We start from the raw sequence: 25,253 nt of genomic DNA on the forward strand, positions 1-25,253 counted from the left end.
CCGGCGAGCAGAAAAACATCCTGGCGCCCCTGCCCGACCACGGAATGAAATCGGGCACGAGGCAGATCGCAAAAGCCTTACGCTCTTTCGAATCCGCGCGCCACTTCCCAATCCGTGATGCGACGATCGTACTCCTCCTGCTCCCATTCGGCAGCGCGGGTGTAGTGATCGATGACATCGTCGCCGAAGGCGGCACGCAGCATCTTCGAATTGCTCAGGGCCTCGGTCGCACCGCGCAGCGTGCGGGGAATTTCGCGAACCTCTCGCGCACCATAGGCATCGCCGACGAAGGGCGCTTCCAGTTCGAGCTTGTTCTCGATGCCGTCGAGGCCGGCGGCGATCAGGGCAGCGAAAGCCAGATAAGGATTGAGATCGGAGCCGCCGACGCGGCATTCGATGCGGATACTCTTGGTCTCGGCGCCGCACAGGCGATAACCGGCCGTGCGATTGTCGGTGCTCCAGATCGCCTTGGTGGGCGCAAAGGTGCCGGCGACGAAACGCTTGTAGGAGTTGATATAGGGTGCGAGGAAATAGGTGATTTCGCTGGCATGGTTCAAAAGACCGGCGACATAATGCTTCATCAGCGGCGTCATGCCATGCTCTTCGCCCTTGTCGAAGAACAGCGGCGTCTTGCCGTCGGCGCTCCATAGCGACTGATGGATATGCGACGAGCTGCCGGCGGCGTTGTAGTTCCACTTCGCCAGGAAGGTGATGGCCTTGCCCTTCGACCAGGCAATCTCCTTGCAGCCGTTCTTGATGATCGCATGCCGGTCGGCCATGGTCAGGGCGTCGGCATAGCGGACGTTGATTTCCTCCTGGCCGGCCGAGGCCTCGCCCTTGGAGTTTTCGACCGGGATATCGGCGCCCTGCAGGCCCTTGCGGATCGCCCGCATCACATCCTCTTCCTTGGTGGTCTGGAAGATGTGGTAGTCCTCGTTGTAGCCACTGACCAGATTGAGGTTGCGATAGCCGGATTCCCGGGCGCTGTCGTAGCTCTGGTCGAACAGGAAGAACTCGAGTTCCGAGGCCATGTAGGCCTTCATGCCCAGCGCCTCGAGGCGCTTGACCTGCTTCTTGAGGATCGCACGCGGCGAATGCGCCACTTCCTCATGCGTGTGGTGGTCGAGCACGTCGCAGAGCACCAGCGCGGTGCCCTCGAGCCAAGGGATACGGCGAAGCGTGGCAAGATCCGGCTTCATCGTATAGTCGCCGTACCCCTTCTCCCAGCTCGTGGACTTGTAGCCGGAGACCGTCTCCATCTCGATGTCGGTCGCCTGCAGATAGTTGCAGCTATGCGTTTCCTTCCACGCGCTTTCAATGAAGAATTCCGCCTGGAAGCGTTTGCCCATCAACCGGCCCTGCATGTCAACCTGACATGCCAGAACCGTGTCGATGCGCCCTTCGGCCACATCTCGTTTGAGGTCGTCGAACGTATAGCTGCTGCTCATAATTGGTCCGCCTGAAATATAGAAGAGTGATCGGCCGGCGACATTGTGGGGAGCCTATTGCCCCATGCCGCACGTCAAGTTGGATGGGGCCGCGCCCGCGGCCCCCGCCGGAGTGAATGATTGATGAGGATCACACCTCGCCCACAGCCCGTTCGGCGGCAGCGATATCGGCCTGACGCTTCGTGATCATGTCGCCGATAGGCGGCCCCTGGAAGCGGCGCTTCTCAAAGGCGAACCAAACGATCGCAGTCAGCACCAGGAAGCCGATGGTGATGTAAAGCGCCCATTCGTTCGGTGGCTGCACGCCGATGATGAAGATGATCGCCATCGCAAGGATCACGACAACCGAGACCACCTTATAAAGGCCGATACCCATGTTCCATGGTCCCATCTTCGGCCATTTCGCAGTTCCGATCGCCTTGATGCCGAGCACGATCGGCACGGTGAAGGAGAGGAAAAGGAAGATGACGGTGCAAGACACGACGATGGTATAGGCCGAAGAGCCGGCGATCGTGACGAGCGAAGCGCCCCAGACGAACAGCACGGCGAGAACCGCAGCCGTCCAGATGGCGACGGAAGGCGTCCTGAACTTCGGGCTGACGCTGGCGAGCGCCTTCGAAAACGGCAGGCCGCCATCACGCGAGAAGGCATAGATCATGCGCGATGCCGATGTTACGGTCGCAAGACCGCACAGGAGCTGCGAGATGAAAATCGCCACGTAAAGTATATTGGCGACGACAGGGTTGGTGATGCTGTTGATCGTCCAGAAGAAGACGTTCCAACCCTGCTTCGAGGCTTCGTTCATATCCGGGATCGCCAAGAGGAAGGCGAGCAGCATGATATAGCCGAAGAACGAGGACCACCAGACCGAGGAGACCATGCCGCGCGGCACCGAGCTGGATGCCTTGACGGTCTCTTCGGAGGTATGCGCCGAGGCGTCATAACCGGTAATCGTGTAAATCGGCAGCAACAGGCCAAGTGCGAAGACGTACCAGATATTCTCCATCTTCGGCCAGACCGATGAATCGCCTTCCGGCGTGCCGGAGTAGTTGGTGAAGGTCCAGATGCGGCTGATGTCCCAGCTCTTGACGCCGATGAGGCAAACGATGGTCAACGCGATCGCGGCGCCGAAGATCAGGTAGCCCGACATATCCGTCAGCTTTGCCGTCAGCTTGATCCCGAAGTGATTGATCAATGCCTGCAGGCCGGTGATGATGGCGACGAAGATGATCTGATTGGCAAAGCCCGCCGAAGTCGTCGTATCGACTGCAATGCCGAACCATCCGGCGATGGAGCCGCTGAAGAAGCCCCAGGTGCCGACGTTGATCGCGCCGAGCACGGTGATCAGGCCGAGCAGATTGAGCCACGCCGTCAGCCAGCCGGTGAAGCGGTTGCCGAGGATGGAGCCCCAGTGATACAGGCCGCCGGCCGTGGGATAGGCCGAGGAAATCTGCGCCATGGAGAGAGCGAAAACGCCGGAAATCAGGCAGCCGAGCGGCCAGCCGATGCCGATCGCGGCACCGCCCGCACCCGATGTCGCCTGTGCGAGCGAGTTGATGCCGCCCGATAGAATGCAGATAATGGAGAAGGAAATCGCGAAATTCGAGAACGAGCTCATGCGCCGTTCCAGCTCCTGGGCGTAGCCCATGGAGTGCAGGATATGAACATCCTGCTTCTTGTCTAAGTCTGTGTATTCAGGCATGTCACTCCCCTAAAGCCCGGTCGTCCGCGGGATTGCGAAGAACCATGTGCACTGAGCGGACCGCCTTTCGGCACGCCGCCTTGATCGCAGTTGAACTGCTCCCCGGGGTCTTTTTCTTTTTATGCTCAGGCTTCCAGACTGCTCTGGAGAAGCCCTGTCAGATAATCGGCCACGACCCCTTGGCCGACGTCATCCTGGATGAGGTCGTTGCGGACCTCGATCATTACATTGTGCAGGCCATTGGCGAGCCCGTGCAGCTTCAGCGTATGGGTAACGCCGTCCTCAGGCCCGTAAGGCTGGTTGCGCCTGGTCTGATAAAGCGGCGCCTCAGCCGCTGCATCCAGCATGCGATCGGCCAGCCAATGGTCCTCGTCATGCAGAATACCGAGTTCCACGGCCCGCGGTTTGCCATTGTAGATCGGCGTGAAGCTGTGGATTGTCACGATCACGGTTTTTTGTCCGCGCGCCGCCCGCTCCTGCAGCAGCGTCCGGATGCGCTCGTGGAACGGTATATACAGCCCTTCCGTGCGCGCCTGCCTGTCGGCTTCGCCCAGATGCTGGTTGCCGGGGATCGTGTAGATCTCGCTCGTCTCCGGCATGGCGCCGGCACTTTCCGGCGGCCGGTTGCAGTCGTAGATCAGGCGCGAGAAGCGCTGAAAAACCAGGGCCGCATTCAGGCTCGCGGAAATTTTTCTTGCAACCGCGAGTGCACCCGGATCCCAGGCGATATGGCTGGCAAGCGCCTCGGCGGAAAGCCCGAGATCACCGAATTGCTCCGGCAGGGCACGGGAGGCGTGCTCGCAGACGAGCAAAACCGCACTGTCTCCGTCCGGCCTTTCGACCGCAACACAATCGCCGTCCGCCTTCGTCAAAATGCCTTGCTGAGCAAGCATCGGAGACGCCCCATTGCCGATTAATAAAATGTTTATAAGAAAAGAATTCTTCAGCTTCTCGTCGCTGTCAACTGAAAACTGAAATTATTTCTTCATTTGTGACATTGACTCGAAATGTGACAGCGTTGTTATATCCTGAGAGGAAAACGGCATAAGACCGTACCGGGGAGCAAAAATCGAGTGAACCATGCGTCGAAGACAGTTTCTGACGTGATTAACGCGCGCTTTGACACGCTGACGCGCGCCGAAAAGCAGCTCGCCAAGAGTCTGCTCGACAACTATCCCGTTTCCGGGCTGGGCAGTATCACGACAGTCGCCGAAAATGCACGCGTGTCGACCCCGACGGTCGCGCGCATGGTGCAGAAACTCGGCTACAAGGGCTATCCGGACTTCCAGTCGCATCTTCATCAGGAAGTCGAAGCGACCATCTCCAACCCGCTGACGAAGCACGATCGCTGGGCATCGAACGCGCCGGGAACGCATATCCTCAATCGTTTCGCCGATGCCATCATGAGCAATCTGCGCCAGACATTGTCGGATATCGACGTGGCGACTTTCGACAACGTCGCCACCCTGTTGTCAGAAAGAAAACGCGGACTTTATTTCGTGGGCGGCCGCATCACGGGCGCATTGGCCGAGTATTTCTTCACCCATATGCAGGTCATACGACCGAATACGACGCTGCTTTCCTCCAATTCCAGCACCTGGCCGCAATATGTCCTGAACATGAATCCGGGCGACCTGCTCGTCATATTCGACATCAGGCGCTACGAGCAGGAAATGGTCAATCTGGCCGCCGCCGCACGCAGGCGCGGCGCCGAAATCATCGTCTTCACCGACCAATGGGCGACACCCGCCGCCAAGCACGCGAAGCACACCTTCCGCGTGCAGATCGAGGCTCCCTCCGCCTGGGATTCCTCGGTCGTCACTCTCTTCATCGTCGAAGCCCTAATCGAAGCCGTGCAAAGCTCGACGTGGGACGAGACGAGCGAGCGCATGAAAACGCTGGAAGGCCTTTTCGAACAAACCAAGCTATTTCGCAAGCTGAGTTAAAGGGGAACGAAAGCATAAAATAACATGACATGAAGCCGCATGAAATGCAGCGACTGTCATACTTGTCGACTAGAAGCAAAATCATCTGCGTTGTCAGCAAACGCAACGCCTTGAAGCCGTCACACAACCTTCATGTTACGTCATTAACAGCAACGCCAGGCACTGAAAACCCAGAAGGAGGAAATGCAGTGATCTCGAATATTCATCGTGTTCTGACCATCTCTACCGCGATGCTCGTCGCTTCGACCGCTATCGCGGCCGCAGAGCCGAGTGCCGACCTGATCGCCGCCGCCAAGAAAGAAGGCACGCTGACCACGATCGCGCTGCCCCACAACTGGTGCGGCTACGGCGATCTCATCGCTGCGTTCAAGGCAAAGTACGGCATCGACGTCAACGAACTGAACCCGGATGCCGGTTCGGGCGATGAAGTCGAAGCAATCCGCGCCAATAAGGGCAACACCGGCCCGCAGGCTCCGGACGTAATCGACGTCGGCCTCTCCTTCGGCCCGACCGCCAAGAAGGAAGGCCTGCTGCAGCCTTACAAGGTTTCCACCTGGGACTCCATTCCGGATAGCGCCAAGGATTCCGAAGGCTACTGGTACGGCGACTACTACGGCGTTCTCTCCTTCGTCACCAACAAGGACGTCGTGAAGAACCCGCCGAAGGACTGGGCCGACCTGCAGAAGCCGGAATACGCAAACACCGTTTCGCTCGCCGGCGATCCGCGCACGTCGAACCAGGCCGTTCAGGCCGTTTACGCCGCCGGTCTCGCCGCTGGCGAAAAGGATGCGACCAAGGTCGGCGCCGCCGGTCTGGACTACTTCGCCAAGCTGAACAAGGCCGGCAACTTCGTTCCGGTCATCGGCAAGTCCGCTTCGCTCGCTCAGGGCGCAACCCCGATCGTCGTCGCATGGGACTACAACGGCCTGTCCTGGCGTGACAGCCTGAACGGCAACCCGCCGGTCGACGTCACCGTTCCGGCTTCGGGCGTTATCGCAGGCGTCTACGTTCAGGCGATCTCGGCTTTCGCACCGCATCCGAATGCCGCCAAGCTCTGGATGGAGTTCCTCTATTCCGACGAAGGCCAGATCGGCTGGCTGAAGGGCTATTGCCACCCGATCCGCTTCAACGACCTGGCGAAGAACAAGAAGGTCCCGCAGGATCTTCTCGACAAGCTGCCGCCGGCTGCTGCCTATGAAAAGGCTGTATTCCCGACGCTCGACGAGCAGGATGCCGGCAACAAGGCAATCACCACCAAGTGGGATTCCGTCGTCGGTTCGAACGTACAGTAATCAGACCTGACACGACCTCCCCGCTTCGGCGGGGAGGTTTTCCGTTTTTCCGGCACCGGGGATTGGGCTAATCATGAGCATCGCCACAACATCAACGGTCAGTTCCGCTCCGATGATCAGCAAACGCGTGGTTGTCGACTGGCTGGGCATAGCGCCCTTCCTCATTTTCGCGCTGCTGTTTCTGATTCTCCCGACGATCTATCTGATCGCAGGCGCCTTTCTGACGCCTGACGGAAGCCTGACGCTGAAGAATATCGGCGATCTGTTCACGCCGACGATCATGAGCGCCTACCTGATCAGTATCAAAATCTCCGTCGCCTCGGCGCTCGGCGGTGCGATCATAGGTTTCTATCTTGCCTGGGCACTGGTGCTCGGAGGCCTGCCCTCATGGATCCGCCATGGCTTCCTGACCTTCTCGGGCGTGGCATCCAATTTCGCCGGCGTGCCGCTGGCCTTTTCATTCATCGCAACGCTGGGCCGGCAGGGTCTGGTCACCATATTGCTCGCTCATTTCGGTCTGAACCTCTATTCGACCGGCTTCAACCTGCTGAGCTTCTTCGGCCTGACCATCACCTACATGTACTTCCAGATCCCGTTGATGGTGCTGATCATTACGCCCGCACTCGACGGCATGAAAAAGGAATGGCGCGAAGCCGCTTCCATCCTCGGAGCGACCAACCGGCAATATTGGCTCATGGTCGCCCTGCCGATCCTCTGGCCGAGCCTGCTCGGCACCACGCTCCTGCTATTCGCCAATTCGTTCGGCGCCATCGCGACCGCAATTGCGCTCACCGGCAGCTCGCTGAATATCGTTCCGATCGTGCTCTATGCCCAGATCCGCGGCGACGTGCTGCACAATGCCAATCTCGGCTACGCGCTGGCGCTCGGCATGATCGTCATCACCGGTATCTCGAACGTCATCTATATTTTGATGCGCATGCGCGCTGAACGGTGGCAGAAATGAAGTTGCAAAAGTTCTTTGCCTGGATCGCAGTTACCATCGGCCTCATTTATTTCCTGGTGCCGCTCATCGGTACGTTGGAATTTTCGCTGCGCATGCGGCGCAACGCCTATAGCTTCGATGCTTACGCCTCGGTGTTTTCGGACTTTGGCTTCATAACCGCCTTCAGCTTTTCGATGCTGATGGCCCTTTTGACCATCATCTTCGGCATGCTCCTCGTCGTGCCAACAGCCTACTGGGTGCGGCTGCGGCTGCCGCAAATCCGGCCCTTGGTCGAATTCATCACGCTGATGCCGCTGGTCATCCCCGCGATCGTTATCGTCTTCGGTTATCTGCGCCTCTATAATTCCTCATCGGTCCTGCCGCTGACGGGCTACAACGCGACGACGAACATTCTCCTCGTCTGCTCCTACATTGTATTATCTTTGCCCTATATGTATCGTTCGGTAGATACGGCGATGCGTACCATCGATGTCGGCACGCTGACGGAAGCAGCCGAAAGCCTTGGTGCTAAATGGACAACGATCATGTTCAAATGCATCTTTCCAAACGTAATGAGCGGTGTGCTTTCCGGAGCGTTCATCACACTCGCTATCGTCATGGGGGAATTCACCATGGCGTCGCTGCTCAATCGTCCCGCTTTCGGCCCCTATATGCAGCTGATGGGCGCCAACAGAGCCTATGAGCCTTCCGCCCTGGCGATCATCGCTCTTGCGGTTACCTGGCTCAGCATGGGCCTGTTGCAGCTCGTTTCCCGTTTCTCAAAATCCGCTCCGATTAAGGCGTAAGGCTTCTCACCATGGCTTTTCTCGAACTCACCCACATCAAGAAGTCCTTCGGCGACATTCACGTCGTTCACGATTTCAATATGCAAATCGAGAAGGGGGAATTCGTCTCCTTCCTCGGCCCGTCGGGTTGCGGCAAGACGACCGTGCTGCGCATGATCGCCGGCTTTGAAACGCCGACGGCGGGCAACCTGACAATCAACGGCAAGGATCAGCGGCCACTGAAGCCGAACCAGCGCAACATCGGCATGGTGTTCCAGGCCTACGCCCTGTTCCCGAACATGACGGTACACGACAACGTGGCCTTCGGCCTCAAGGTCGCCGGCATGGCGAAGCCGGACATCGACAAGCGCGTGAAGGAGATGCTTGCTCTCATCAAGCTCGACCATCTTGCCGGCCGCTACCCCTACCAGATGTCGGGTGGTCAGCAGCAGCGCGTGGCGCTGGCTCGTGCCATCGCCGTCAAGCCGCAGGTCCTCCTGCTCGACGAGCCGCTATCGGCGCTCGACGCAAAGATCCGCATCTCGCTGCGCGAGGAAATTCGCGCCATTCAGCAGCAGCTCGGCATCACCACGGTTTTCGTGACGCACGATCAGGAAGAAGCGCTGTCGATCTCCGACCGCATCGTCGTCATGAATGCCGGCCGCGCCGACCAGATTGGCACGCCCTTCGAGATCTACAACACCCCGGCAACCCGCTTCGTCGCCTCCTTCGTCGGTACGCTGAACCTGATCGAAGGCAAGGTCGTTGATCCCGACAGCAACCGCATCATGATCGGCGATCAGGGCGTGACCCTGAAACAGTCGGTCACGGCCTATAAGCCGGGCGACACGGTATCGCTCGCCCTGCGTCCGGAAGCCGGTTCGCTGGCGGAATCGGCCAAGGGCGATACCGCTTTGACAGGCGAAGTCTCCTCGGCGCATTTCCTGGGCTCGGTCATCCGCACCCGCATGAACGTCGCCGGCAACACCATTTCCTTCGACATGTTCAACAGCCCCGGAATGATGCCGCCCAGCGTCGGCGAGAAGGTGACGCTGCGTTTCGCCTCCTCCGACCTTCTGGTCATCCAGGATTGAAAGCACGCCGCGCCTTGCGGGACAGCTTTGGAAAAATATTCGCGAACGCCGGGCCAAATGCCCGGCGTTTTTCTTTGATTTCGTTGCGCAAATGCATTTATAGTCCACTCGTTCTCAGGGCGGGGTGCAATTCCCCACCGGCGGTATGGGGTTTTCCCCGAGCCCGCGAGCGCCTTCCGGGCTTCGGAAGGGTCAGCAGATCCGGTGAGAGGCCGGAGCCGACGGTATAGTCCGGATGGAAGAGAGCAAGCAGGTCGCAACCTTCTCGGCGAGAGGAGTGTCGCGTGCATGCGTGTTCGCCCAAGGGATATTTGATACCAACCCTTGAAAGGCAAAATTCATGACCATTTCAATCTCTACCCAGCCGAGCCGTATTGCGCTCATCCGGGCTCGCTGGCACGCCGACATCGTCGATCATTCCGTCGATTCCTTCGTCGCCGAGTGGCAGACGACGGAAGGCGCGTCGCCGATCGACATCTTCGATGTGCCCGGCGCACTGGAAATCCCGCTGCATGCGCAGACTCTTGCCCGCAACGGCCGCTATTCGGCGATCGTCGCCACCGCTTTCGTTGTCGACGGCGGCATCTATCGCCATGAATTCGTTGCCAATACCGTTCTCGATGCGATGATGCGCGTGCAGCTCGACACCGGCGTGCCGATCCTTTCGGCCGTCCTCACACCCCATCATTTCCAGGAGTCGGAAGCCCACATCCAGTTCTTCAAGGAACATTTCATCATCAAGGGCCGCGAAGTGGCCAGCGCCTGCCGCCATATTCTCGCGGAGCGCGCCAAGCTGCTGCCCGCAGTCACGGTCTGAGCCAGCATCGTGGAGGCGCGGCGAGAGCCCGCCTCCATCCTACAAGGGAGAAATGTCAGTGACGGTCCTACGGATCATTCCAAACCTGTCCACCGCCGATCCCGCAACGGCCCGGCTGTTCTACCATGATCTGCTCGGCCTCGACATCGTCATGGATCATGGCTGGATTGTCACCTTCGCTTCCGAAGCGGCAACGGTACCGCAGATCAGCGTCGCCAGCGAAGGCGGCTCGGGAACGATCGTCCCGGACCTCTCCATCGAGGTCGATGATGTCGACACGCTTTACCAGCGCGCCACCTCCATGGGGTTCGGCATATTGTACGACCTTACGGACGAGCCTTGGGGCGTGCGCCGCTTTTACGTCCGCGATCCCTTCGGCAAGGTGGTCAACATCCTCTCGCACCGCTGAGGCGAATACGGGCGGCCATTTGTCTCTGCGATCACCTTGATCCGGCTAGCGCAGATCCACGTTGAAGGTGATCCGTTCCGCCGACCACATCGATTCCGAATAGGTTATCGGCACTCCGCCCGCATCCGCGTCCACCTTGCGGGTAATGAGCAGAGGCGTGGATTTCGGCTGACGCAGGATCCGTGCCTCCTCGGCCGTCGGCATGCGCGCTTCGATTTCCGTCGACAGCCGTTCATAATCGGTCACGCCATAGCTGGCGAGCGCCGCCGAGATCGTCGGATGGTGCAGTCGCGCCTTGTCGAAATCGGGAAAACGCTCGGCAGGATAATAGGAATCGCCCAATTCGACCGGAATGCCATCCGCCGTCATGACGCCGCGCCGGTGGATGACCGGCGTGCCCGCCGCGAGCTTCAGATAAGTCGCGATGCGTTCCGTCGCCGGCATGATCTCGTGAACGAGCAACTCGCCGCCCGGCTCGAAGCCCTGCTCGATCAGGTTCTTGTTGAAACGGGTGCGCTTGGAGAGCGTATAGTCGAGCACGCCCCTATGGACGAATGTTCCCCGCCCCTGTTCGGCGCGCACCAGCCCGCGTTGCTCGAGATGCCCCAGCGCCTGGCGTACGGTGAAACGGCTGACGCCGAAGCGCTGCATCAACTCGGGCTCGGTCGGCAATTTCTCGCCAGGAGCGAAGGTCCCGGCGGCGATATCAGCCGCCAGGATCTCTCCGATCTGATGCCAGAGGGCACTACCGCCCTTACGATCGATCGTTTCCATTTCAAACGCGCTTTTCGAGGCGAAACAACAGCTTGTATTCGGCCGGATAACTCAACGCATCGAGAATGCTCGGATAGTATTTGCGATCCTTGGTTGCGCGCACGAAGCCATCATAGCCGAAACGCTTGACGGAGACATCGAAGCCCGCTGCGGCGAAGGCATCGATATAATCCTGCGGTGATCGATCCTGCACGGGCGCATTGCTATTGTTGCCGATGAGGTCCCGCCATTTCGGCCAGAGCGGCATTTCATTGTGGCAACCGGTTACAGCATAGTAGACGCCACCATCGCGCATGACCTGGAACATCTGCTCGGCATGCTGCTTCAGCTCCGGCAGCAGATAGACGACCTCGTAGCTGAAGGCCACATCGAAGCTATCGCTAAAGGGCGACAGGTCGGTCGTGACATGGAACTGCAGCGGCATGTTGCCGGTGGCAGCGACCGCGGCAGCTACAGATTCCGAGGCAATATCGATGCCGACACCCCGGCGAAACGGCCGCATGGCATGGAGCAACCGCAGGAAGCCGCCACGGTTACAGCCGAAATCAAGGACGGATTTCGACGAGAAATCTCGCTCCGGCACCGTCTCGATGAAATGCCGCCAGTAAGGACTATGCGATTCCGCCATCGAGATATCGCCCTGCGGCTCTGTATGCCAGGTCGCATAAATGGATGCTGCGTTTGTCATGATCTGCTCGCTGTTGGAGTGGACTGACTCCGTGATAGCGCAACTCCGTGACAGTCGCATGAATTCGTCCGGACGACCGGACTAGTTCGCGTCTTTCATCAGGCAATCGAAGTGTACGGATCGGCCCGCACGAGAACGGCATGGCCGACGTATAGCAAGGCTTCGGCAGTCGAGCCTTGCAGGCCCGATGCCCCGATAAAGGATCGCAAAATTGCAGGTGTGGACGCTTTCCGGCCTGCCGCATCTCCGCCGTCCGAGACAATAGCGGGCTGCTACCTATGGATTTGGAAAGTGCTCGACATGGGTATCCGCAGTACGGCCGATATAAAGAGCGCGGCGGCCGGAGAACGACACGATATAGCCGGCACACCCGGCCGAAACGGCCTTCTCGCAGAATCCCTTGTAGGTATATCCAGGCACGAGTTGCTGTGCCTCCCTGATGGCAGCCTGCATGCGCGCAGCATCGAAAGTCGGCGCGACTGCGGCGTGGACGCGGTGCGTTGGCAGCTCGATGCTCTCGCCATCGGCCAGATAGTAAGTCGCGGCCGCCCGCCGGAAGTCGATCTGATAGCTTTCAAAGCCGGCTTCCATGAGGGTTCCGACGATCTGGGGGAAGGTCATGCTGTTGCCCTCGGCGCCTTCGAGGCAGGACCGGGCGATTGCTTTCTGCTGATCGTTCATAGGTGCTCCGTAAAGTGTTCGATCGCATTCATTCGATCGGGATTGCTGTCATATGGCCGCGTTCCGCCAGGCTCTTCAGGAGACGCCCCAGCATTGCGCGCTCATCCATGGTGAGACATTCAAAGAATTCGGCATCGTTGCGGTCGGCAAGCGCAGCCAGATCCGGCACGAGGTCGCGGCCGCGATCCGTCAGCGCAAGCGTCTGAGCACGACCGTCGTTCGCGCTGGCCTCGCGCCTAATCAGCGACTTCGCGATCAATCGGTCGGCAAGCTTGGTGATCGCCCCCCTGCTCATGCCCATATCGTCCGCAAGCCGGCTGGGTGGCGTCGGCTCCTTGCCATAGAGCGTGCGCATCAGGCTCCATTCGGCGACCGTCACCTGCTTGTCGGCGAGCTTGGCCGCGAAAGCATGGGAAACGTGGTTGGACACCATGCGCAGCCAAAAGCCGAGATGCACGGTCAGGTCGGAGACGGGTGGGACTGGCGACATAGCAACCTCCTTGATTGACTAGGAAACTATATCAATATGATTTCCTAGTCAACCAGATCATGCAGCATCACCTATTCCAGATATGTTGGGGAATTTTCGAACAGCCTGCCCTGCAATGTCCAGGCTCCCTCCCGCACCCAGGCTATGGTCGACCGCATATGCTCAAGCTTGATCCGCCCTTCGGCGGCCTGCGCGACGACATCAGTCGCCAGTTCTATGAAGACGCGCGGAGGTCGCTCTCGATAGCGAGCCACAATACGCTATAGCGCCGAAATCAAGCAGGAAACTCGGGCGCAGGTCATCGCGTCCATCGGGCAGGCATTTCGAAAGGAAGAGTATGGCGGCGCGGGCATCGATGCCTTGGCGAACGCGACCGGTGTCATCAACGGACACTTCCAGCCTAAGGTCGAAGCGTTTCGCACGGCCATGGCGGCAGGATTATTCGGCAGGAAATAACCGAGACGAAGCCCTGCTCCGCCTCGGCCAAAGTCGATTTACGCGCGAATCGCTTTGTCGTTCGCATCAAAACGATGCATATGGCTCGTATCCGGCGTCACATAAACCACATCATCCGGCTCGTACTTGTGCTCGCCGAAGAGACGTACGGTCAGAAGGCCGGTGGCCTCGGATTCGAGATAGATGATCGTATCGGCACCAAGATGCTCGACATGGATGACCTTTGCGGCCCAAGTACCCTGATCACGCGATAGCGTGATATGTTCGGGACGAATGCCGATGGTCTTGGCGCCACTTTCACCGAGCCGTTCAGCCGGAATGAAATTCATCTGCGGCGAGCCGATGAAGCCGGCAACGAAGGTATTGGCCGGGCGGTTGTAGAGCTCCATCGGCGAACCGATCTGCTCGATCGCGCCGGCGTTGAGCACGACGATCTTGTCTGCAAGCGTCATCGCCTCGACCTGGTCGTGCGTGACGTAGATCATCGTTGCCTTCAGGCTGCGGTGCAGCCGGGCGATTTCGAGGCGTGTCTGCACGCGCAGAGCAGCATCGAGGTTCGAGAGCGGCTCGTCGAAAAGGAAAAGCTCCGGTTCGCGCACGATGGCGCGGCCGATTGCGACGCGCTGGCGTTGGCCGCCGGAAAGCTCAGCCGGCCGGCGGGCCAGATAAGGGCCGAGCGAGAGCATGCCGGAAGCCTTGTCAACACGGCTGTCGATCTCCGCCTTCGGAGTGCCGGCCTGTTTCAGGCCCAACCCCATATTGTCCTTCACCGTCAAATGCGGATAGAGCGCATAGGACTGGAAGACCATGGAGATGCCGCGCTTGGCGGGCGGCGTCGTCGTCACATCCTCGCCATTGATCAGCACGGCACCGGACGTCACGTCTTCGAGGCCGGCGATGCTGCGCAGAAGAGTCGACTTGCCGCAGCCGGAAGGACCGACGAAAATGACGAACTCGCCATCCTTCACTTCGAGGTCGATGCCCTTCAGCACGTCGTGCGAGCCATAGGCCTTGCGGATGGATTTCAGTTGAAGCGATCCCACAGTCTTTTGTCCTTATAGATAAACAGGCTTGCCGGTGCGCACGCTCTCATCGGCGGCGAGGCATATGCGCAGCGATTGAACGGCGTCGGCCATATGGCGATTAAGGTCGATATCCTCGCGGATGGCTTTCAGCATGAAGGCCTGCTCGAAGTCGCAGAGTTCCTGATGGCCCGGCTCGCCGTCCATGTGCAGGTCCTGATCTGGCCGGATGAACTGGCCGCCCGGCCCTGTTTCGGCGCTGTGCAGCCGGATGACGGAGGTCTTGGTATGCATGTCGATGTCATCGGACTTGGCATTCTGATCCATGACGATCGAGACCGAACCGTTCGGCGACATCACATCCTTCACGAAGAAGGCAGTCTCCGAAATCATCGGACCCCAGCCGGCTTCATACCAGCCGACCGAACCATCCTCGAAGAGGACCTGCAGATGGCCATAATTATACATGTCCGGCTTGATCTCCTGCGACAGGCGCAGGCCCATGCCGCGCACCTCGACAGGCTTGGCATCGGTGATCTGGCACATGACGTCGACATAGTGCACGCCGCAGTCGACGATCGGTGACGTCGTGCGCATCAATGCCTTATGCGTTTCCCAGGTCGGGCCGCTCGATTGCTGATTGAGATTCATGCGGAAGACATAGGGACCGCCGAGCTTGCGAGCCTCGGCGATCAGCCGCATCCATGAGGGATGATGACGCAGGATGTAGCCGATCGCCAGCTTCTTGCCGGCCTTCTTGGCAGCTGCGACGACGCGCTCGGCATCCTCGACAGTCGTCGCCAACGGCTTCTCGACGAAGACGTGGCAGCCCGCCTCGAAAGCCATTACGGCAAAATCGGCATGGCTATCGGAATAGGTATTGATGGAGCAGAGCTCGGGCTTCAGCTCCTTCAACGCCGCCTCGAAATCCGGATGGATCGTGTATCCCCGCAGCTCCTCCGGCAGTTCCGGCTTGGAGCGATTGACGAGGCCGACGATCTCGAAGCCCGGATTGTTATGATAGGCCAGCGCATGGCTGCGGCCCATATTGCCAAGGCCGGCAACGAGAACGCGGATTGGCTTTTCGGAAACGCTCACTTGACTGCTCCGGATGTAATGCCGCGAATGAGTTGACGCGAAAAGATAACGTAAAGGACGAGGATCGGCAGGATGGCGAGCGTGAGCGCTGCCAGCACCGCATTCCAGTTGGTGACGAACTGGCCGATGAAGATCTGCGATCCAAGCGTCACGGTTTTGGTCGCTTCGCTTGGCGCCAGGATCAGCGGGAACCAGAGGTCGTTCCAGATCGGGATCATGGTGAAGACGGCGACGGTCGCCATGGCCGGACGAACCAGCGGCAGGACGAGACGGAAGAAGATGGCATATTCACTGAGACCGTCGATGCGGCCGGCATTCTTCAGGTCGTCGGAAACTGTCCGCATGAATTCGGACAGGATGAAAATCGCCAAGGGCAGGCCCTGCGCGGTGTAGACGAGGATCAGCGCCGTCAGCGTATTGACGAGGCCGGCGGCGACCATCCCCTGCAGGATGGCGACCGTGCCGAGGCGGATCGGGATCATGATGCCGATCGCCAGATAAAGACCCGTTACCGTATTGCCACGGAAGCGATACTCCGACAGGGCGAAAGCCGCCATCGCCCCGAACAGCAACGTAAGGATGATCGAGACGATCGTCACCACGAAGCTGTTCTGGAAGTAGGTCAGAAAATCGCCCTGCTTTAGAACGGTATCATAGCCGATCATGCTGAAGGAGGAAGGCGTCGGGACGCTCAGGGGCGCGCGGAAGATCGATGCGCGATCCTTGAAGGAATTGATGACCGTCAGGAACACCGGAAAAATGGCAATCAGCGTGTAGGCGATCAACGCCAGATGCACGAAGCCGGTGCGGATGGTGGAAGTGCGTGCCTTGGACATGGTCGCCTCTCCTCAGAACTGGTAGCGGCGAATGCGCCGCTGTACGATGAAAAGGTAGAATGAAACGCCGGCGAGGATAATCAGGAACATCACCGTCGCGATCGTCGCACCCATCGAGCGGTCGCCCAGCTGCAGCTGGAAACCGAAGAAGACGCGGTAGAGCAACGTGCCGAGAATATCGGTCGAACCATCCGGCCCCGCCAATGCGCCTTGCACGGTATAGACCAGGTCGAACGCGTTGAAATTGCCGACGAAAGTGAGGATCGAAATGATACCGATTGCAGGGAGCACCAGCGGCAATTTGATCTTCCAGAACTGGCTCCAGCCGGTGATGCCGTCGCATTCGGCCGCTTCGACGACCTCTTCGGGAATATTGAGCAGGGCTGCGTAGATCAGCATCATCGGAATGCCGACATATTGCCAGACCGAGATGAGTGCGACGGTGATCAGCGCCGTACTCGGTCTGCCGAGCCAAGGCGCAAACAACGACTTGAGGCCGATGACGTTCAGCAACTCCGGCGCCACGCCCCAAAGCGGCGAGAGGATCAGCTTCCAGATGAAGCCGACGACGACGAAGGACAGCAGCGTCGGCAGGAAAATCGCCGTGCGGTAGAAAGAAACGAAGCGCAGTTTCGGCAAGGACAGGAGTGCCGCCAGCGCGACACCGATCGGATTCTGTACGCACATATGAATGGCGAAGAAGATCAGGTTGTTGCGTAGCGCATTCCAGAAGTCGTGCGACCAGCGTTCATCGCCAAACAGCACCTTGAAATTGTTCAGGCCGACAAAGACGGATTGATTGTCGACGACGTTGTAAAGCGACAGCCGCAAGGTCTCGATCAACGGCAGGATCATGACCGCCGTATAGACGACGAAGGCCGGAAAAAGGAAAATGAGGATGTGCCAACGCCTGGGGCGCCTGATCGGCGTGACCTCAAGGGCATCTGATGTCGCGGCTTCGCTCATGGCTTTCTGCCTGTTTTTCTTGGCTGCTTGAATAGGCGGCAGCTCAAAGGTTCAAATCCGCCCGCAGGCCCGGCTCTGAGCCGGATGGAAACAATATCGGGCGTGTCGAATACGAAGGCGATGAAAATCGCCGATCAAATTGGCCAAGCTAACGAAAAGGGCGAGGCGCCCGGTGGGCCCCTCGCCCGCATGGTCCAATTATTACTTGGCCGGCTTATACCAGCTGTCGAGGCCCTTCTGCAGCTTCTCGCCAGCCTGTTCCGGAGTATCCGTACCGTTGATCACGTTTGCGGATTCGGTCCAGGTCTCGTTCTCCAGGTTCGGCGTGCCGCGCGAAAGGATCTGATAGGTGGAACGAACCGTCGACTTGTGATCGTTGCGCCAGGAAACGAATTCCTGTGCCAGCGGATCGCTCATCTTCACCGGATGCGAGTTCAGGCTGAAGAAGCCCGGCAGTGAATTGGCGTAGATGGAGGCGAATTCGTCCGAAGCGACCCAGCTAAGGAACTTCTTGGCTTCTTCCTGATGCGCGCTCTTCGCATTCAGGCCGACGCCGATATCCGGATGGTCGGAGATATAAGCCGTGTCGCCAGCCTTTGCGACCGGAGGCGGGAAGGCTCCCATCTTGAACTGCGCCTGAGTGTTGAACAGAGCGATTTCCCAGGAACCGGCCGGATAAATGGCGGCCTTGCCGAGCGTGAAGAGGTTCTGGCTGTCAGCATAGCCCTGAGCCTCGAAACCATCGCCGAGATAGGGCTTCCACTTGGCAAGTTCCTTATAAGGATCGACCCACGGAGCGTCCGTCAGCTTTTCCTTGCCGGCGATCAGAGCCTGTCGGCCATCCTCGCCTTTCCAGTAGTTCGGGCCGATGTTCTGGTAGCCCATGGTTGCGGCTTCCCAGAGATCCTTGGTGCCCATGGCCATCGGAATGTAGGTGCCGTCAGCCTTGATCTTGTCGAGAAGAGCGAAGAACTCGTCGCGGGTTGCCGGGACCTTCAAGCCGAGCTTGTCGAAGGCGTCCTTGTTGTAGATGAAGCCATGGATGACCGAAGCCATCGGCACGCAGAAGGTGGACTTGCCGTCATCGGTGGACCATGCGGCCTTGGCGACCGCCGAGAAATTCTCGATGCCCGGCAGGCTGGTGAGATCGGCGAGATGCTTCTTGTTGAAGAGATCGAGCGAGGCGTCGAACGGACGGCAGGTGATGATGTCACCCGCCGAGCCGGCGTCGAGCTTGGCGTTCAGCGATGCGTTGTATTCGGTCGGAGCCGTCGGCGAGAAGACGATCTTGATGCCCGGATTCTTCGCTTCGAAGGCCGGAATGATCTTCTCCTGCCAGATCTGCAGGTCGTCGTTACGCCAGCTCTCAACCGTCAGCGTCACATCAGCCGCATGCGCCAAGCTGACCGAAGTCAGCAGGCTCGATGCAAGAAGCAAGCCTTTCAGAACATTGGTTCTCATTTCCCTCTCCTGTTTTCCGCGCCCATAGCAAGGCGCTGTTTTCGATCTGAAAATCCGCTGGCCTGTCCGAGAAAACGGTCAGCGCTCCATAGAGACCGCCAATATTGCCGATCCCCCATGCAAAAGGCCTCCGAGGCGCTTAGCCTGATCGGCCCGATCAATTGCCGCCTGCCGCCCTCGGGCGGAGATGCTGCAAGAACCACGCGGGAAATTCATGACAAACGCCGAAGCGAGATCCTCCTGATCCGAACGGTCTGCGACAACGGCGGGATGCGCGCCTTTCTGCCTCATCTACCAGCTATTGTTCTTATGCTGGCTTTGCCAATGTCTGTTCGCACTGTTCCCTTGCCAAGAATTAAGGCCAAAAAAATACCAATTGTCCAGCCGATTTTAACATTCGAACGAAAAAATATTGCCGTCACAAATTTTATCTTTATATTTCAAATAGATATAAACTTACAAAAATGAGTGCCGCGCCTATTGGTAAATGGTATTTTTTTGGTATTGTATAGAAAAGACGGGAACGGCGGCATCCGGAGGCATGATGGGGCAGTTTGCAATTGGTATCGATGGCGGCGGAACGAGCTGCCGGGCAGCCGTCATAGACGGCGCAGGGCAAGTGCTTGGCACGGGCAAAGCCGGCGCTTCGAACATCCTGTCCGACTTGGAAAACTCGCTGATTCACATCGTCGCCTCAGCGCGACAAGCATTACTCGATGCCGGACTGGACCCCGAACTGGTACAGAAGCTGCCGGCGGTTATCGGAACGGCCGGGGCCAATGTCGGCAACTACGGCAAGCAGGTGGAAGGCGCTCTGCCCTTTGCGAGTACACGCGTGGTCACGGATGCGACGATCGCCCTTCAAGGCGCGCTCGGCGATGCCGATGGGGTGATCGGCGCCTTCGGCACCGGCTCCGTCTACAATGCGCGTCGCGACGGCAAGAGCTGGGGCATCGGCGGATGGGGCTTTGTCATCGGCGATCAGGCCAGCGGCGCCCGTCTCGGCCGAGATCTTCTCGAGCGGGCTCTTCTGGCGCATGACGGGGTGACGGCAGGTTCCGCGCTGACGAAGGTCATCATGGCCGAATATGGCAATGATCCGGAACGCGTCGTCGAATTTGCGCATGCATCCAAGCCCAAGGATTTTGCCCGCTACGCACCGATCGTTTTCGAGTATGCCGGGACAGGAGATGTGGTCGGCGCGGATATCGTCAAGACGGCGGCGAGCGCCATAACCAAGAGCCTGGACGCGTTGCTTTGGCCGGAATGCCCTTCGATCTGCCTATTGGGTGGCCTTGCCCAGGCCTATCGTCCCTGGCTTGATGAACGCCACAAGGCAATTCTCGCCGAACCCAAGGGCGATGTTCTGCGCGGCGCCGTGGAGCTGGCGGCAAAATTGCTGCGGGGTGGAGAGGAAAATAAGGCATGACCGAAGATTTGAGTGCGATCTTCTCGCCAGAACGCCTCTTGGGAGGCGGCACCGGTCCACTGTACGTCAAGCTGCGACGCACACTCGAAGAGGCTGTGAAGGTCGGGAGACTGAAGCAGGGGGACGCGCTTCCCCCGGAACGGGACATTGCCGAATTTGCCGCAGTCAGCCGCGTCACCGTACGCAAGGCGATCGACGATCTCGTCGCCGAAGGCATTCTCGTCCGCCGGCATGGCTCCGGCACATTCGTCGCAAAACCCGTATCCAAGGTGGAGCAACGGCTGTCTCAGCTCACCTCGTTTACCGAGGATATGGCCAGGCGCGGGATGACTGCTCGTTCCGAATGGCTGCACAAGGGCGTGCATACGCCCTCCCCGGATGAGATGATGATTCTCGGTCTCGCTGCCGATACCAAGGTGTCGCGATTGAGCCGTCTCCGCATCGCCGACGACCAGCCGCTCGCGATCGAGCACGCCAGTGTCTCGGGTGAATTCCTTCCGGACCCATCGGTGGTGACGACCTCGCTCTACGCCGAGCTGGAGAAACGACAGGTCCGCCCCGTTCGCGCCGTTCAGCGCATCTCAGCAACCAACATGAAAGAGGCCGACGCAGCGCTGCTCGGCGTTTCCGTGGGAGCCGCCGGCCTTTCGATCGAACGCATCTCCTATCTCGCCTCCGGCCGGGCGGTGGAATTCACCCGATCGCTTTATCGCGGAGATGCCTATGATTTCGTCGCCGAGCTGACGATAGGGGCGAACTGACCCCAATCCGCGAAGCAGAAAATGCTCAGGAATCAAAAAAACGCCACCCCGGCTGTTTCAGCCGGGGTGGCGTTTGCATGCGGAATCAAAGTCTACGCAAAATGCCGCAAGCCCTTGAATCGACTCACGATCAGGCCGCATCATCCACTGCGGCGTCACGCTTCTCGGGTACATAATTGAGAACCGGCCCCAGCCAGCGCTCCACCTCGATCACAGGCATCCCCTTACGCACGGCATAGTCTTCGACCTGGTCGCGCTCGACCTTGGCGACGCCGAAATAATATGAGGACGGATGAGCGATATAGATGCCCGAGACGGATGAGCCCGGCCACATAGCATAGCTTTCCGTGAGCTTGACGCCGGCCGCAGCTTCAGCATCGAGCAAGCGGAAAAGCGTGTCCTTTTCAGTATGATCCGGCTGCGCGGGATAGCCCGGTGCCGGGCGAATGCCGGCATAGGCCTCCGAAAGGAGCTCTTCGCTCGAGAAATTCTCGTCCGCGGCATATCCCCAGAACTCCCGCCTCACCCGCTCATGCATACGCTCCGCAAAAGCTTCGGCAAAGCGGTCGGCAAGCGCCTTGACGAGGATCGACGAATAGTCGTCGTTGGCGCGCTCGAAGCGCTCGGCGATGGCCACCTCCTCGATGCCGGCCGTGACGACGAAGCCGCCCACATAGTCACCCACACCGCTGGAAACCGGCGCCACGAAGTCAGACAGGGCAACATTCGGCCGGCCGTCACGCTTCGACAATTGCTGGCGTAGCGTGAAGAACGTAGCGATCTCCTCACTGCGGCTTTCATCCTTGAACAGCCGGATATCGTCGCCGACCGCACCTGCCGGCCAGAAGCCGATAACCGCGCGCGGGCGGAACCAGTTTTCCGCTATAATCTTCTCCAGCATCGCCTGCGCATCGCTATAGAGCTGCCGCGCCGCGGCTCCCTGCTTCTCGTCCTCGAGAATCGCCGGGAAACGCCCCTTCAGCTCCCACGTCTGGAAGAAAGGCGTCCAGTCGATATATTTCGCGAGCTCAGCAAGATCATAGCTTTCGAACACCTTGGTCCCGAAGAACTGGGGCTTGACGGGTGTGTAGCTCGACCAGTCCACTTTCTCGGCATTCCCACGCGCTCTTGCGATCGGCAGACGCACCTTCTCAGCCTCGCTGCGGGCATGCGCGGCAGCGACCTTGGAATATTCGGCCCGGACGGTATCGATATAGCCCTGGCGCGCTTCGGGCGACAGCAACGCGGACACGACGCCGACGGCGCGGCTGGCATCCGTGACGTAGACCGTCTGACCACGATGATAGCCGGGATGGATCTTCACCGCCGTATGAACACGGCTGGTGGTAGCGCCGCCGATCAGCAAGGGAATATCGAAACCCTGTCGCTCCATTTCGGAAGCGACATGCACCATTTCGTCGAGCGACGGGGTGATCAGCCCTGAAAGGCCAATGATATCGACTTTTTCGGCTATCGCCGTCTCCAGAATCTTCGTTGCCGGAACCATGACGCCGAGATCGATGATCTCGTAGTTGTTGCAGGCAAGCACGACGCCGACGATATTCTTGCCGATATCGTGCACGTCGCCCTTGACGGTTGCCATCAACACCTTACCGGCCGACTGTCGTTGTCCGTCGCCACCATTCGCAAGCTTCTCGGCTTCCATATAAGGCAGCAGCACGGCAACTGCCTGCTTCATGACACGGGCGGACTTCACCACTTGCGGCAGGAACATCTTGCCGGAGCCGAAGAGGTCGCCAACGACATTCATCCCGGCCATCAGAGGGCCTTCGATGACATGCAGTGGCCGCGCGGCAGCCAGACGAGCCTCCTCGGTATCGGCTTCGATGTATTCGGTGATGCCGTTGACCAACGCATGTTCGAGCCGCTTTGCCACCGGCCACTCACGCCAGGAAAGATCCTGCGCCTTGGCTTCCTTTGCGCCAGCACCACGAAAACGCTCCGCGATCTCCAAAAGGCGTTCCGTGCCGTCAGGCCGGCGATTGAGCACAACGTCTTCGCACGCTTCCCGCAATTCCAGGTCGATATTGTCATACACCGCAAGCTGACCGGCGTTGACGATACCCATGTCCATTCCCGCCTGGATGGCGTGGTAGAGGAACACGGCATGCATAGCCTCGCGGACGGGTTCATTGCCACGGAATGAGAAGGACAGATTCGAAACACCGCCGGAGATATGGACCAGCGGCATGATCTTACGGATCGTCCGCGTCGCCTCGATGAAGTCGACACCGTAATTATTATGCTCTTCGATACCCGTCGCGACTGCAAAGATGTTCGGATCGAAGATGATATCTTCCGGCGACAGACCCGCCACCTCCGTCAGCAGCTTGTAGGCGCGCGAGCAGATCTCGACCTTGCGCTCGTAGCTGTCTGCCTGCCCCTTCTCATCGAAGGCCATGACGACGACGGCCGCGCCGTACATGCGCATCAATCGCGCCTGCTTGAGGAAGTTCTCTTCGCCCTCTTTCAGGGAGATGGAATTGACGATCGGCTTACCTTGAACGCACTTCAGGCCGGCCTCTATGATCGAAAACTTCGAACTGTCGATCATCACGGGAACGCGAGCGATATCCGGCTCGGCGGCGATGAGGTTCAGGAACTCGACCATGGCCTTTTCGGAATCGATCAGGCCCTCATCCATGTTGATGTCGATAACCTGCGCGCCGTTTTCCACCTGATCGCGAGCGACGGCGAGAGCGGCCGTATAATCGGCATTGGTGATCAGCTTGCGAAACTTCGCCGAGCCGGTGACGTTCGTGCGCTCGCCAACGTTGACGAAGGGAATGTCCTTGGTGAGCTCAAACGGCTCCAGGCCGGAAAGGGACATGAAGGGGCGATGCTCGGCAAGCTTGCGAGGCGGATATTTCGAAACCGTTTCAGCGATCGCAGCGATATGCTCCGGCGTGGAACCGCAGCAGCCGCCTACGATGTTGACGAGACCCTCGCGCGCAAACTCTTCGACCTGCGCCGCCATCATCTCGGGCGTTTCATCGTACTGACCAAATTCGTTCGGCAGACCGGCATTGGGATAGGCACAGATGAAAGTATCCGCAGCAGCGGAGAGCTCCTGCAAATGCGGCCGCATGGCGTTCGCCCCAAGGGCACAGTTGAGGCCGATTGTGAAGGGACTGGCATGACGGACGGAATTCCAGAACGCCGACGGCGTCTGGCCGGACAGCGTGCGGCCGGAAAGGTCCGTGATCGTGCCTGAAATCATGACCGGCAGATGTATGCCCTTGGCGTCGAAACGCTCCTCGCAGGCAAAGATCGCCGCCTTGGCGTTCAGCGTGTCGAAGATCGTTTCGATCAGGATGATGTCAGCGCCGCCATCGATCAGACCGTCGATCTGTTCGCCGTAGGCCAGACGCAGGTCATCGAACGTGACAGCGCGATAGCCAGGGTTGTTGACATCCGGCGAAATGGATGCAGTGCGATTGGTCGGACCGATCGCTCCGGCAACAAAACGGCGCTTCCCATCTTCCCGCTCCGCGCGGATCGCAGCGCGGCGCACGATCTCTGCGCCTTGCTTGTTGAGGTCATAGACCGCGCCCTCCATCTGGTAGTCCGCCTGCGCGATGCTGGTGGACGAGAAGGTGTTGGTCTCCAGGATATCGGCACCGGCCTTGGCGTAGCGATAATGGATCTCTTCGATCGCATCGGGCTGGGTCAGAATGAGGAGGTCGTTATTGCCCTTCTGGTGGCAGGCACAGCCTATGAACCGATGACCCCGAAACTGATCCTCGTCAAATCCAAGGCCCTGGATCTGTGTGCCCATGGCGCCATCCAGCACGAGAATTCGCTCGCTCGCCGCCTTTCGCAAGGCCTCGAATACTTCGCTGCCGTCGCGCTTCGCTGTTTCGGAACCAAAAAGATTGTCAAACATAAGCGAATTCCTCTGGCCTGATTGCGACTCCGCATTCAGATCACATAAAGATATCTTTATGTCAACATATCTACGCTTTAGTTGCCTCTATGGCAAGAACGATGCTTCCTTGGTTCGAGCTCTTCACGAAAAACAAGAGCAGGTTCGCCAATTGCCGATCCGATCATGGACAATGCAACGCCGGCGACACAGTTTGATCCCATTACGCCATGACAGCGACCACGGGCAGCGCTATAGGCATCAGGAAA

The 25,253-nt window shown here is 59.0% G+C and carries 23 protein-coding genes, 1 pseudogene and 1 riboswitch; of the genes and pseudogenes, 11 read left to right on the forward strand and 13 right to left on the reverse strand.

Annotation, left to right across the window (positions count from 1 at the left end):
- Nucleotides 1-77 precede the first annotated feature (77 nt).
- From ACQZ6J_RS02035 to ACQZ6J_RS02045, 3 genes are all read right to left on the reverse strand, one after another.
- On the reverse strand, nucleotides 78-1,448 hold the full coding sequence (locus ACQZ6J_RS02035; RefSeq protein ID WP_163987764.1) for a glutamine synthetase family protein: 1,371 nt from the start codon (nucleotides 1,446-1,448) through the stop codon (nucleotides 78-80).
- Between the two features lie 130 nt (nucleotides 1,449-1,578).
- Nucleotides 1,579-3,150, reverse strand: coding sequence for an amino acid permease (locus ACQZ6J_RS02040; protein ID WP_449081583.1), 1,572 nt, complete (start codon nucleotides 3,148-3,150; stop codon nucleotides 1,579-1,581).
- Between the two features lie 125 nt (nucleotides 3,151-3,275).
- Nucleotides 3,276-4,043, reverse strand: a complete 768-nt coding sequence (locus ACQZ6J_RS02045; RefSeq protein ID WP_449081585.1) for an N-formylglutamate amidohydrolase — start codon at nucleotides 4,041-4,043, stop codon at nucleotides 3,276-3,278.
- A gap of 180 nt (nucleotides 4,044-4,223) precedes the next feature.
- On the opposite strand from ACQZ6J_RS02045, the gene ACQZ6J_RS02050 reads away from it, so the two are divergent.
- The 7 genes from ACQZ6J_RS02050 (at nucleotide 4,224) to ACQZ6J_RS02080 (ending at nucleotide 10,436) form a co-directional block, all read left to right on the forward strand.
- Nucleotides 4,224-5,096 carry an SIS domain-containing protein gene (locus ACQZ6J_RS02050; protein WP_163987767.1) on the forward strand — a complete coding sequence of 291 codons (873 nt, stop codon included), beginning with the start codon at nucleotides 4,224-4,226 and terminating at the stop codon, nucleotides 5,094-5,096.
- Nucleotides 5,097-5,284: 188 nt separating this feature from the next.
- Complete coding sequence (locus ACQZ6J_RS02055) at nucleotides 5,285-6,388, forward strand: extracellular solute-binding protein (RefSeq protein WP_163987768.1); 1,104 nt, start codon at nucleotides 5,285-5,287, stop codon at nucleotides 6,386-6,388.
- A 73-nt stretch (nucleotides 6,389-6,461) separates the two neighbouring features.
- Nucleotides 6,462-7,352 (forward strand): ABC transporter permease, encoded by an 891-nt coding sequence (locus ACQZ6J_RS02060; RefSeq protein WP_449081588.1) that lies wholly within the window; start codon nucleotides 6,462-6,464, stop codon nucleotides 7,350-7,352.
- Entirely contained in the window at nucleotides 7,349-8,137 is a 789-nt protein-coding gene (locus tag ACQZ6J_RS02065; RefSeq protein WP_163987770.1) for an ABC transporter permease, read from the forward strand. Before ACQZ6J_RS02060 ends, ACQZ6J_RS02065 begins: the two co-directional genes overlap by 4 nt.
- A gap of 11 nt (nucleotides 8,138-8,148) precedes the next feature.
- Complete coding sequence (locus ACQZ6J_RS02070) at nucleotides 8,149-9,210, forward strand: ABC transporter ATP-binding protein (RefSeq protein WP_163987771.1); 1,062 nt, start codon at nucleotides 8,149-8,151, stop codon at nucleotides 9,208-9,210.
- A 106-nt stretch (nucleotides 9,211-9,316) separates the two neighbouring features.
- A riboswitch (FMN riboswitch) is annotated at nucleotides 9,317-9,461 on the forward strand.
- An 89-nt stretch (nucleotides 9,462-9,550) separates the two neighbouring features.
- Nucleotides 9,551-10,027, forward strand: coding sequence for a 6,7-dimethyl-8-ribityllumazine synthase (locus ACQZ6J_RS02075; protein WP_163987772.1), 477 nt, complete (start codon nucleotides 9,551-9,553; stop codon nucleotides 10,025-10,027).
- Nucleotides 10,028-10,085: 58 nt separating this feature from the next.
- Complete coding sequence (locus ACQZ6J_RS02080; protein ID WP_163987773.1) at nucleotides 10,086-10,436, forward strand: VOC family protein; 351 nt, start codon at nucleotides 10,086-10,088, stop codon at nucleotides 10,434-10,436.
- A 45-nt stretch (nucleotides 10,437-10,481) separates the two neighbouring features.
- Here the strand turns inward: ACQZ6J_RS02080 and phnF are convergent, their stop codons facing one another.
- The 4 genes from phnF to ACQZ6J_RS02100 form a co-directional block, all read right to left on the reverse strand.
- Entirely contained in the window at nucleotides 10,482-11,210 is a 729-nt protein-coding gene (phnF, locus tag ACQZ6J_RS02085) for a phosphonate metabolism transcriptional regulator PhnF (protein ID WP_449081592.1), read from the reverse strand.
- A 1-nt stretch (nucleotide 11,211) separates the two neighbouring features.
- Entirely contained in the window at nucleotides 11,212-11,898 is a 687-nt protein-coding gene (locus ACQZ6J_RS02090; RefSeq protein ID WP_449081594.1) for a class I SAM-dependent methyltransferase, read from the reverse strand.
- Nucleotides 11,899-12,174: 276 nt separating this feature from the next.
- Nucleotides 12,175-12,579: a DUF1398 domain-containing protein gene (locus ACQZ6J_RS02095; protein WP_449081596.1), complete on the reverse strand. Its 405-nt coding sequence runs from the start codon at nucleotides 12,577-12,579 to the stop codon at nucleotides 12,175-12,177.
- A 28-nt stretch (nucleotides 12,580-12,607) separates the two neighbouring features.
- Nucleotides 12,608-13,069 (reverse strand): MarR family winged helix-turn-helix transcriptional regulator, encoded by a 462-nt coding sequence (locus ACQZ6J_RS02100; RefSeq protein WP_449081598.1) that lies wholly within the window; start codon nucleotides 13,067-13,069, stop codon nucleotides 12,608-12,610.
- A 255-nt stretch (nucleotides 13,070-13,324) separates the two neighbouring features.
- Between ACQZ6J_RS02100 and ACQZ6J_RS02105 the strand changes: the two are divergent.
- A pseudogene (locus tag ACQZ6J_RS02105) lies at nucleotides 13,325-13,510 on the forward strand (TetR/AcrR family transcriptional regulator); the annotation flags it as partial.
- 53 nt (nucleotides 13,511-13,563) lie between these two features.
- Here the strand turns inward: ACQZ6J_RS02105 and ACQZ6J_RS02110 are convergent.
- From ACQZ6J_RS02110 to ACQZ6J_RS02130, 5 genes are all read right to left on the reverse strand, one after another.
- The gene (locus ACQZ6J_RS02110) at nucleotides 13,564-14,568 is read right to left on the reverse strand and encodes an ATP-binding cassette domain-containing protein (protein ID WP_163987777.1); all 1,005 of its coding nucleotides are present in this window, start codon (nucleotides 14,566-14,568) and stop codon (nucleotides 13,564-13,566) included.
- Nucleotides 14,569-14,580: 12 nt separating this feature from the next.
- Complete coding sequence (locus tag ACQZ6J_RS02115) at nucleotides 14,581-15,645, reverse strand: Gfo/Idh/MocA family protein (protein WP_449081600.1); 1,065 nt, start codon at nucleotides 15,643-15,645, stop codon at nucleotides 14,581-14,583.
- Complete coding sequence (locus ACQZ6J_RS02120; protein ID WP_163987779.1) at nucleotides 15,642-16,481, reverse strand: carbohydrate ABC transporter permease; 840 nt, start codon at nucleotides 16,479-16,481, stop codon at nucleotides 15,642-15,644. The genes ACQZ6J_RS02115 and ACQZ6J_RS02120 overlap by 4 nt, the downstream gene beginning before the upstream one ends.
- 12 nt (nucleotides 16,482-16,493) lie before the next feature.
- Nucleotides 16,494-17,447 (reverse strand): carbohydrate ABC transporter permease, encoded by a 954-nt coding sequence (locus ACQZ6J_RS02125; protein WP_163987780.1) that lies wholly within the window; start codon nucleotides 17,445-17,447, stop codon nucleotides 16,494-16,496.
- Between the two features lie 201 nt (nucleotides 17,448-17,648).
- Nucleotides 17,649-18,908 (reverse strand): ABC transporter substrate-binding protein, encoded by a 1,260-nt coding sequence (locus tag ACQZ6J_RS02130; RefSeq protein WP_163987781.1) that lies wholly within the window; start codon nucleotides 18,906-18,908, stop codon nucleotides 17,649-17,651.
- A gap of 117 nt (nucleotides 18,909-19,025) precedes the next feature.
- On the opposite strand from ACQZ6J_RS02130, the gene ACQZ6J_RS02135 reads away from it, so the two are divergent.
- The 3 genes from ACQZ6J_RS02135 to ACQZ6J_RS02145 all read left to right on the forward strand — a co-directional run bounded on the left by ACQZ6J_RS02135 (nucleotide 19,026) and on the right by ACQZ6J_RS02145 (nucleotide 21,098).
- Entirely contained in the window at nucleotides 19,026-19,376 is a 351-nt protein-coding gene (locus tag ACQZ6J_RS02135) for a hypothetical protein (protein ID WP_449081603.1), read from the forward strand.
- 76 nt (nucleotides 19,377-19,452) lie between these two features.
- On the forward strand, nucleotides 19,453-20,337 hold the full coding sequence (locus tag ACQZ6J_RS02140; protein ID WP_449081605.1) for a BadF/BadG/BcrA/BcrD ATPase family protein: 885 nt from the start codon (nucleotides 19,453-19,455) through the stop codon (nucleotides 20,335-20,337).
- Nucleotides 20,334-21,098: a GntR family transcriptional regulator gene (locus ACQZ6J_RS02145; protein ID WP_163987783.1), complete on the forward strand. Its 765-nt coding sequence runs from the start codon at nucleotides 20,334-20,336 to the stop codon at nucleotides 21,096-21,098. The genes ACQZ6J_RS02140 and ACQZ6J_RS02145 overlap by 4 nt, the downstream gene beginning before the upstream one ends.
- A 130-nt stretch (nucleotides 21,099-21,228) precedes the next feature.
- Here ACQZ6J_RS02145 and metH read toward each other — a convergent pair whose 3' ends face one another.
- A complete protein-coding gene (gene metH, locus ACQZ6J_RS02150) occupies nucleotides 21,229-25,005 on the reverse strand; it encodes a methionine synthase (protein WP_449081608.1) in 3,777 nt (1,258 codons plus the stop codon).
- Nucleotides 25,006-25,253: the final 248 nt, after the last annotated feature.

It is taken from the genome of Rhizobium sp. A37_96 (assembly GCF_053521765.1).